Source organism: Mesorhizobium sp. M1406, assembly GCF_040317555.1.
Taxonomy (GTDB): domain Bacteria; phylum Pseudomonadota; class Alphaproteobacteria; order Rhizobiales; family Rhizobiaceae; genus Mesorhizobium.
Genome location: NZ_JAMYKW010000123.1, coordinates 1 through 7,162, shown reverse-complemented (window position 1 = coordinate 7,162; position 7,162 = coordinate 1). Strand labels below are relative to the sequence as shown.

Below are 7,162 nucleotides of genomic sequence, written 5' to 3'. Positions count from 1 at the left end.
CCCGTGTCGCATCAAAATGGAAAACCAAAAGTCCCTGTTTCCGGACGTTTGAAGAAGAGGTGCAGTATGAATCGGTCGTTGCGATGCCGCGCAGGGCTCGCTCGGCTGCATTGTTCGATAGGCAAATGCGCCCATCGTCGAGGAACCGGGTGAAGGATGACCAGCGGCGCAGCATGTAGTTGAAGGCCTTGGTCAGATCGTGTCCGCGCGAGAGCTTGTCGCGCGTCTCGATCATCCAGCGCTCGAGCTCGGTGACCAGCGGCACGCTCCGCTCCTGGCTCCTGGCGCACGGCGTGGCGTTGGGCCGGCGACAGGCCGTTGATCCCGCGCTCGATATCGAACAGGGCATCGATGCGCTTCACGGCTTCAACCGCTAGCGGATAGACCAGGTTGGGCTTCTCGCCGCGCGCCTTCTTGCGCGCCGCCGCTTCGACATCGGCCAGCTCGAACACTTTGCGCCGGCTGTGGGCCCAGCAGCTGGCTTCCAGAACAGGCGCCGGCTGACGACCCGTTGCATAGAGATCGCCATAACCGCCAAAGGCATCGGCCTGCAGAATGCCGCTCCAGCCGGCGAGATGCGCCGCGGGATGTTCGCCTCGACGATCGCGGGAATAGTAGAACACTGCCGCCGGCGGATCGGCGCCGCCGAACGGTCGGTCATCGCGCACATAGGCCCATAATCGGCCGGTATCGGTCTTGCCCTTGGCCAGGACCGGCACCGTCGTGTCGTCGCCGTGCAGACGTGAAGCGGCCAGCACATGGGCTTCGAGGCGCTTGAACAGCGGCATCAGCGCCGCGGCGCCGGCGCCGACCTGGTCGGCGAGCGTCGACAGGCTGAGCGGCACGCCTTCGCGGGCATAGCGTTCAGCCTGGCGGTTGAGCGGCTGATGCTGTCCGAACTTCTCGAACAGGATCATCGCCAGCAGGCCGGGACCGGCCCAGCCGCGCGGGGTGGCGTGGAACGGCGCCGGAGCCTGGCTGATCGCCTCGCAGTCGCGGCAGGTGAACTTCTCCCGAACGTGCTGGATCACCTTCCATTGCCGCGGCACCACCTCCAGCGTCTCGGTGATATCCTCACCCAGCTTGCGCAGCCGATGACCGCCGCAGCAGTGGCAAGCGGTCGGCGCCGGCTCGACCACGCGTTCGCGCGGCAGATGCTCGGGAAATGGTTGGCGCGCCGGTCGTTTGCGCACATAAGGTGCCACCTCAGTGGTCCGGGCCGCTGCCTGCTCGGCGGCGATCTCGTCTTCCGTGGCCGTGCTCTCGAGTTCCTCGAAGGTGAGCTCCATCTGGTCGTGCAGGCGGGCTGAGCGTTCAGAACTCTGACCATGCAGCGCCCGCTGCAGCTTCCGGATCGTCAGATCCTGATGTGCGATCAGCGCCGCATCATCCGATGCCTTGGCCCTGGCGACCGCCAGTTCGGCCTCGACCAGCGCAGCGCGCGCGGCCTCGTCTTCGGCTCTGGCCAGCGCCGCGGTCAGCGCCGCTCTCAGCGCGCCGATATCGTCCGGAACAGCATCCTGGGCGGTGGCAACCATGCCCTGGAGTGAATCATAAAACGCGTCCGCTGACTCGCGGAAAATGGCGCAAACTCAAAGAAAAACTCAGCCCGCGCGCTGCGGGCGGAACGTGTGGCGCGGGTTGCGCCAATCGATCCCGTCGAGCATGTAGGCGAGCTGCGCCGGTGATATGGAAACCGTACCGGCCGCCGGCGATGGCCATAGAAACCGGCCCTTCTCGAGCCGTTTTGCATACAGCGACATGCCGAGCCCATCATGCCAGATAATCTTGATCAGATTGCCGCTACGGCCGCGGAAGACATAAAGATCGCCGGCATGCGGATCCCGGCCCAACGTCTCCTGAACCTGCAGAGCGAGGCCTTGCATTCCGCGACGCATATCGGTCCGGCCGACCGCCAACCAGATCCGCACCTGGCTCGGAACCGGGATCATGAAACGCCCAGCGCCTTCACCATCGCCGCCGCCAGTGTCGGCGGCGTGGTCAGCGGAATCCGCAGCCGCACCTTGCCGGCGATCTCCAGCTCGATCATCGCTGGCGCCGCCGGCACCTCATCGGGAACCACGACAACTTCGGCAAAGCCCGTCTCGCGGGCTCTCACCGTGCGGCGCCACTTATAGATCAGGCTGGTCGCGACATCGTACTGACGCGCCACCGCCGTCACCGTGGCCCCGGGCGCGAATGCCGCGGCCAGTATCCGGCACTGATCCTCTTCACTCCAACGACGACGACGCTCCGGCCCGGTCAATAACGTCACATGGCTCATGCTGTGCTGCTAACTACGCTCGTAAGGACGACCTTAAGAGCGCAGACTCGCTACCGTGCCATGCTCCCGCAAGGCGGCCTTCGCCGGAGGCGTACGATCCAGCAGTCTCCTTGCCTCATCCACGGAAGGCGCAGATCATGAGAAGACAGCGGCGAGGACGAGGATTATGAAGAGCCGGTGATTGGCTTGGATACGACCATGTCCATCCGGGACCAGATCGTATCGCTCGGCACATTGCAGACCCGCCTTTCGGATTGCATCACGCGGCCGACTGCTGCGGATGGGGCCGCCGGACGCCGATCCTTAACCTGTCTTTTTTCCGCAGCGAGGAGCTCTATTCGCTAAGCAGCGGCCGGTGGTCGAACGCGACGGCATGTTGATCCTCAGGATAACGAGCGCATGAATTGCGCCCCGGCGAGACGATGGAGAACCGGCTGGTGCGGTTCCGCACGCTTGGCTGCTATCCGCTGACCGGGGCCATGGAATCGGATGCGGCTGGAAGCCATCGTTGGCGAATGCTGACCGCGCGCACCTTGAAATTCTTGATCTCGCCATTCAGTGCGCGCGCATAGAGGCCCTTGGGATCACGCCTGACGCACGCCTCTAGCATCGGGTTTCTGGCTGTCGGCCGAGCTGGCGATGCAACAAACCCCTCCGCCGCCCGTTGAGTCCGCTGGGTTAATCATAGATCATACTCGCCTGCCGCCCTCCGCCGGTCGGCTCTTTTGGACGCCATGCCATCGACCTCGATACGCAAGTTCGCCTATGACCCGAACACCAGGGTACTCTCGGTCTGGTTTGTGGCAAGCGGGAAGCATTACGAGTTCTTGGACGTACCGCTTGAGAGCGTTACCGCGTTCAGATCTGCCTTCGCCAAAGGCCGTTATTTCAACGAGCACATCCGCAGTCACTTCCGGTACCGCCTTGTTGAGCAGGAGCCGGGCTAATGGCCTTGCTGTCTGCGGGCGTTGAAGGACTAGGAATCAAGCTCCAATGCCTCATGGCCGGGTAGCTCGTGCCAGATGACGTGCCGCAGATCGCGTTTATCGACTGACTGGCCGCAAATCGGACAAGCGTAAAAATGCTCCTGCGCAGGTACTGGCTTGCCGTCATGCCGACGGCCGGTGATCGGCGGGCCAAGATCCGAAAGCTTTGTCATCGGTTGCCGAGCGCCTTGGCATCGCGCTCCAGCGTCCCACGGTCGTTGCCATGCTTTTTTATGAGTTCTCTAACCTTGGGAATCGTACGCCCAAATTTGCTGGCGAAATAGCCGACTTGATATTGCTCATCGCCAGACACCCGTTGGCGATAGCGAAAATCACGTTTGCCCTTGTCGTCTGCCATGGCCAATGCCTCCTGTGTTCACACAACAGGAGAGGAGTGCCAAGGTTCCGCAACCAGCGTTATTCCCGAACTCTCACCCGCGATGTCGCTGACATGGCAGTGATGGCATCGATATCCACAGTGACAAGACCACCACCATCGATACGAACGGTGACTTTTCCATCTTCTGCATCAACACGCGTAGCAAACCCGCTGATTTCGACCTTCTGGCCCGCCTTGGCATTCCGCGGCGTGTCGATGGCAAGCGGAAAATTATACGAGGGAATGCTCACGCTCGACACGCCGTCATCCATCACTTTCAGGATGGTGGCCGCTAGCGTGATCTCGTCACCAACTCTCGGAGTTCGGGCCATTTTATCGCTCGTTTGATCGCGGTAATGATTGAAACATGCAACTTAGCTAAAATGTTCCGGAACCGATTGCAGGCTCGCAGCTTGAGTCGCGGCTTGGTTGAGTCTTGTGCATGCGTTTAGGGTTTGTCGCGCCTTTGATGCCGACCCTGGTGGAGAAGCCTCCCGAGGCGACGACTGGATTCACGAGATGAAGTTAGACGGCTACCGTTCGCAGCTCATCATCGATGAAGACGGCACCAGGATCTACACGCACAACGGCCATGATTGGACCGCGAAGTATCGCGACCTAGTGACAGAGGCCAAGACACTCGGCGCCGAAAGCGCGATCGTCGACGGCGAAATCATCGGGCTAAACGAGGCGGGACTGTCGGACTTCGGCGAACTGCGCAAGGCGATCACCCGCCGACAACACGACCTCTATTTCGTCGCGTTCGATCTGCTCCACCTCAACGCCCACGATCTGCGCGACATGGCGCTGGAGGAGCGCCGCGAGATCCTGGCCAGCATGATCGAACCTGGCGGACGCATCCAGTTCAGCGAGCCGCTGCCGGGCGAAGCCAAGGCCATCTATCACCTGCTCGACCAAGCCGGCCTTAAAGGCATGGTGTCGAAGCGGCGCGCCAGCAAATACCGCAGCGGGCCATTCCCAAACTGGCTGAAGGCGAAGTGTATTCGTTCGATGGATACGAACTGATCGGCGTCGAGCGCGAGGCGGGGAAGCCGGCGTTTGCTCTGACGGCCGAGCGTGGCTCAGGCTATGTCGGCTCAGGGTTCATCAATTCCAGCCGCGCTATTCGCGAACGGCTATGGACGCGCGTGCAGGAACACGCCGGACTGGCGCCGAAAGGTATGAAACGGCCGGCGACGCAATGGGTCAAGCCAGGGCTGATCTGCCGCGTAAAACACCTGAGCAGAAAGGCGGATTTGCGCCACGCCTCGCTGCAGGATTTCAGGGAATGAGCAAGCGCGGCCATGATTTTCTTTACCATTGGATATCGGATCATTTACCGGACGATCCGATCATCGACCCAGTGCTACTGGTGATCGACATGGCCGTGGACGCGAAGCAGGCGGCGCAGAGCCAAGGAATTCCCGGCCAAGAGATCGATGAAGAAATTGGCACGATATACAAGTTCATCATGCAGGGTTTACGCTGACAGGGGCAGCCAAACAGCACGAAGCGGAACTTAATAACGCCGGGCAAATTGGTTCACCATGGACGCAGGACGAAATCCCGAACGACTGATGCCAAGCCCGCCGCCGAGATGGCAGTACCGCAAGGGCGTATTGATGCTGGCCGCTGCCTTGTTGCTTGCACCGGGTGCGTTCGCGATCTGGTGGGCCATCTTTCGATGAGCACGCGCGGGGTCAACTTTCTCGACAGATGGATGGCAGAACATCTTCCAAACGCCATCACCGACGATCCCGTGGCCATCAGCGATCTTGCAGACGAGGCGATGAAGGCGGCCGACAGAGAAGGGATTCCCGCCGACGAGATCAACGAAGAAGTCTGGAGCGTGCTCGAGGTCATTTTCGATGCCATGCAGCATCGCACCGGCGGCTTGGCAGGCTGATGGAGCACAGCGATATAAGGGAAGGAAAAGCCGGCGGACGTCGTCTTGGGGAAGGCGTCGCCGGCAAGTGGCAGGCCGGGTTTCGGGTGTGGGCGGGCAGCCTGCCAGTCATCAGTGCCGGCACTATGATCTCAAGTGACCAGCTTAGCTAGTGGTAAATTAGCGCGGTCCATCTGATCTCAGATTGTCGGGACAAAGTGCCCGAGAGTTCCTCCCCGGCCATGCGGCCCGACACCCAACGCCAACGAGGTGCCGGGCCTAACCGACGAGCTGTTTGTGAACTAGCTAGCCCGCCGGTGATGCGCTGGTCGGTCACGCCCTACAGCCGGACGAACTCGTCGAGCTGCAGGCGTATTCGCTGGCCTTCCGCGAAGGCTAGGGCGAGCGATTCTAGTTCGAATGATCGGGTTAGTCCCTGATCTTCCTCGACCACACGGACGAACCATTCGCCACAGGCTTCGATCACTTCGATGCAAGGATGACCCTTGCCGTTGGGTATCTCGCTATCCACCATTGCCTCTCACGCCGAGGACAAATATCGCCAGCAGCACGACGAAAAGCACGGTGGCGATCACGACACCCCACATGAGGACCCTTCTGGTGCCGCGCCGTTCATCATCGTGAGATAAATTCTCCGCCATTGCAAGAATCCCTATCCTGAAGTTCGATTACTGGAAACGTGGGATGTCGAGGCCGGTTCCCACAAGCCATCAGGTTCCGCGCGGAGAGCGGTGGCACACGCGGTCTAGAGCGCCTTGCCTGCGCGTGTCCTGGCGCGCCTTTTCGGTCTGGCAAAGGCAAACGGTGCATGCTTCACGCATGCGTCAAACTCGCAGACGTGTTTTTTTCGATCCGCCTGACGCAGCTGAACGGCTGTCAAGTCGTTCAGTTCCTCGCTCATGGCGACAGGATTCCACAAGCAGTCTTGACGGGTAAGGAAAATGTTCCTTATTCGTTCTCCATGGCGCTCGACCCGATCGACACGCAAGGCGGCCCGGCACAATATGCTTGCGAAAGCAGAGTGCAGCTGCGGCAATGTTCGCTACTGCCGATCGGTTGATTTGATGATGGTCGGCGGGGTCGATCCGCCGAGCCTGAAATTCGATTGCAGCAACTGCAAGCCTCAGGTCAAGATCCCCCTTTTGGAGGTTCATCCAGAGCATCTGCCGAAACGGCTGATGATCCACAAGCCCATGAAGATCGACGGCAAAATCTGCTTGCATACCGAGCGCTTCCGCGGATGAAAACTCTCGCTGATACGGTGGCCGCGCGCGAAACCATCAAACGTCAATTGCGCGCACCCGGTGTGTTTCAAGTCGACCAAGCTCGACCTCCAGGCGCTGATCGGTCGGCTCGGCCCGGATCATGGTTCCATGTATTGGGATCTCGTCGGCTGTTCGGCTGCTCGGATTGTAAGGTTGCAGGCCGCGACCGTCGGCCGGTGTTCTTCACGTGCATTCCTGACTACGAAGGCCAGCAGCGGGAGAGTAATCGGGATTGGAAGCCGACTTTCGGGACGCCTGAAGCCGCCGATGAGCCGCTAGGGATCCTGGCGGTCGGCGGCTTCGTCAAGGGTTAGCTAATATAGATGAGCCCGCGTCATCCAA

The 7,162-nt window shown here is 60.8% G+C and carries 10 protein-coding genes and 4 pseudogenes; 6 read left to right on the top strand and 8 right to left on the bottom strand.

Translation table 11 applies throughout. From position 1 onward, the window contains the following. Nucleotides 1–79: 79 nt before the first annotated feature. The 3 genes and pseudogenes from tnpC to tnpA form a co-directional block, all read right to left on the bottom strand. Nucleotides 80–1,538, bottom strand: a pseudogene (gene tnpC, locus NKH03_RS33990) (IS66 family transposase); the annotation flags it as partial. 66 nt (nt 1,539–1,604) lie between these two features. After that, entirely contained in the window at nt 1,605–1,952 is a 348-nt protein-coding gene (tnpB, locus tag NKH03_RS33985) for an IS66 family insertion sequence element accessory protein TnpB (RefSeq protein ID WP_352651376.1), read from the bottom strand. Next, the gene (gene tnpA, locus NKH03_RS33980; RefSeq protein ID WP_352651377.1) at nt 1,949–2,284 is read right to left on the bottom strand and encodes an IS66-like element accessory protein TnpA; all 336 of its coding nucleotides are present in this window, start codon (nt 2,282–2,284) and stop codon (nt 1,949–1,951) included. Before tnpA ends, tnpB begins: the two co-directional genes overlap by 4 nt. 337 nt (nt 2,285–2,621) lie before the next feature. Here tnpA and NKH03_RS33975 point away from each other — a divergent pair. Beyond that, nucleotides 2,622–2,817 (top strand): annotated as a pseudogene (locus tag NKH03_RS33975) (sulfate adenylyltransferase subunit CysD); the annotation flags it as partial. Nucleotides 2,818–2,828: 11 nt separating this feature from the next. Here NKH03_RS33975 and NKH03_RS35140 read toward each other — a convergent pair. Next, nucleotides 2,829–2,894 (bottom strand): annotated as a pseudogene (locus tag NKH03_RS35140) (adenylyl-sulfate kinase); the annotation flags it as partial. 124 nt (nt 2,895–3,018) lie between these two features. On the opposite strand from NKH03_RS35140, the gene NKH03_RS33965 reads away from it, so the two are divergent. Further along, on the top strand, nt 3,019–3,231 hold the full coding sequence (locus NKH03_RS33965; RefSeq protein WP_352973213.1) for a KTSC domain-containing protein: 213 nt from the start codon (nt 3,019–3,021) through the stop codon (nt 3,229–3,231). Nucleotides 3,232–3,439: 208 nt separating this feature from the next. Here NKH03_RS33965 and NKH03_RS33960 read toward each other — a convergent pair whose 3' ends face one another. Next, nucleotides 3,440–3,628, bottom strand: coding sequence for a DUF3606 domain-containing protein (locus NKH03_RS33960; protein WP_352973212.1), 189 nt, complete (start codon nt 3,626–3,628; stop codon nt 3,440–3,442). 59 nt (nt 3,629–3,687) lie between these two features. Continuing rightward, nucleotides 3,688–3,981 (bottom strand): hypothetical protein, encoded by a 294-nt coding sequence (locus NKH03_RS33955; RefSeq protein WP_352973211.1) that lies wholly within the window; start codon nt 3,979–3,981, stop codon nt 3,688–3,690. A 110-nt stretch (nt 3,982–4,091) separates the two neighbouring features. Between NKH03_RS33955 and NKH03_RS33950 the strand changes: the two are divergent. The 3 genes and pseudogenes from NKH03_RS33950 to NKH03_RS33940 all read left to right on the top strand — a co-directional run bounded on the left by NKH03_RS33950 (nt 4,092) and on the right by NKH03_RS33940 (nt 5,555). Further along, nucleotides 4,092–4,941: pseudogene (locus NKH03_RS33950) on the top strand (ATP-dependent DNA ligase). Further along, complete coding sequence (locus NKH03_RS33945; RefSeq protein WP_352973209.1) at nt 4,938–5,138, top strand: hypothetical protein; 201 nt, start codon at nt 4,938–4,940, stop codon at nt 5,136–5,138. Before NKH03_RS33950 ends, NKH03_RS33945 begins: the two are co-directional and overlap by 4 nt. A 195-nt stretch (nt 5,139–5,333) precedes the next feature. After that, nucleotides 5,334–5,555: a hypothetical protein gene (locus tag NKH03_RS33940; protein WP_352973207.1), complete on the top strand. Its 222-nt coding sequence runs from the start codon at nt 5,334–5,336 to the stop codon at nt 5,553–5,555. A 319-nt stretch (nt 5,556–5,874) separates the two neighbouring features. On the opposite strand, the gene NKH03_RS33935 is transcribed toward NKH03_RS33940, so the two are convergent. Further along, nucleotides 5,875–6,069: a hypothetical protein gene (locus NKH03_RS33935; RefSeq protein WP_352973204.1), complete on the bottom strand. Its 195-nt coding sequence runs from the start codon at nt 6,067–6,069 to the stop codon at nt 5,875–5,877. A gap of 231 nt (nt 6,070–6,300) precedes the next feature. Beyond that, nucleotides 6,301–6,456: a hypothetical protein gene (locus NKH03_RS33930; RefSeq protein WP_352973203.1), complete on the bottom strand. Its 156-nt coding sequence runs from the start codon at nt 6,454–6,456 to the stop codon at nt 6,301–6,303. Between the two features lie 40 nt (nt 6,457–6,496). Here NKH03_RS33930 and NKH03_RS33925 point away from each other — a divergent pair, with 40 nt between their 5' ends. After that, complete coding sequence (locus NKH03_RS33925; protein ID WP_352973202.1) at nt 6,497–6,799, top strand: hypothetical protein; 303 nt, start codon at nt 6,497–6,499, stop codon at nt 6,797–6,799. The last annotated feature ends 363 nt before the right edge of the window (nt 6,800–7,162 follow it).

Bases quoted from the DNA above. Each gene is read 5' to 3' on its own strand.
- NKH03_RS33965 (WP_352973213.1), top strand. From the start codon at position 3,019: ATGCCATCGACCTCGATACGCAAGTTCGCCTATGACCCGAACACCAGG.
- tnpA (WP_352651377.1), bottom strand. From the start codon at position 2,284: ATGAGCCATGTGACGTTATTGACCGGGCCGGAGCGTCGTCGTCGTTGG.
- NKH03_RS33960 (WP_352973212.1), bottom strand. From the start codon at position 3,628: ATGGCAGACGACAAGGGCAAACGTGATTTTCGCTATCGCCAACGGGTG.
- NKH03_RS33940 (WP_352973207.1), top strand. From the start codon at position 5,334: ATGAGCACGCGCGGGGTCAACTTTCTCGACAGATGGATGGCAGAACAT.
- NKH03_RS33925 (WP_352973202.1), top strand. From the start codon at position 6,497: ATGTTCCTTATTCGTTCTCCATGGCGCTCGACCCGATCGACACGCAAG.
- NKH03_RS33935 (WP_352973204.1), bottom strand. From the start codon at position 6,069: ATGGTGGATAGCGAGATACCCAACGGCAAGGGTCATCCTTGCATCGAA.
- NKH03_RS33945 (WP_352973209.1), top strand. From the start codon at position 4,938: ATGAGCAAGCGCGGCCATGATTTTCTTTACCATTGGATATCGGATCAT.
- NKH03_RS33955 (WP_352973211.1), bottom strand. From the start codon at position 3,981: ATGGCCCGAACTCCGAGAGTTGGTGACGAGATCACGCTAGCGGCCACC.
- NKH03_RS33930 (WP_352973203.1), bottom strand. From the start codon at position 6,456: ATGAGCGAGGAACTGAACGACTTGACAGCCGTTCAGCTGCGTCAGGCG.
- tnpB (WP_352651376.1), bottom strand. From the start codon at position 1,952: ATGATCCCGGTTCCGAGCCAGGTGCGGATCTGGTTGGCGGTCGGCCGG.